At 66.9% G+C, this 332-nt stretch carries 1 pseudogene; it reads left to right on the top strand.

The annotated features are described in order from the left end of the window. A pseudogene (locus F6S12_RS33235) lies at window positions 1-332 on the top strand (hypothetical protein); the annotation flags it as partial.

Here is a 332-nt window from a genome sequence, read left to right as displayed (position 1 = left end):
TGGGCAAGGTGCGCAGCGGCTACCTGTGGCTGGTGGGGCTGCTGCCGGGGCTGTGCATCCTGGTGCTGTTCGTCTTGCGCCACAGCTGGCACAAGCACGGTTACTGGCCGCCGGTGTCCATGCCGCTGCTGATCGCGATCTTCGTCGTGTTGCAGCTGCTGGCGCTGTATGGCTGGCGCAGGACCCTGGGCAGTTTCGGGCGGCGTCTGGTGCTGCTCAGCGCCCTGGCGCTGGCGGCGCAATGGACGTTGCTGGTGGCGGTGGTGGACCCGGCCAAGGACCTGCAGTTCGACACTAAGGCCTTCGTTTCCCAGGTGGAGCAGTTGCGCCAG

It is taken from the genome of Pseudomonas sp. JV245A (genome assembly GCF_032424515.1).
Lineage (GTDB): Bacteria > Pseudomonadota > Gammaproteobacteria > Pseudomonadales > Pseudomonadaceae > Aquipseudomonas > Aquipseudomonas protegens.
This window is presented reverse-complemented; position numbering and strand designations above follow the sequence as displayed.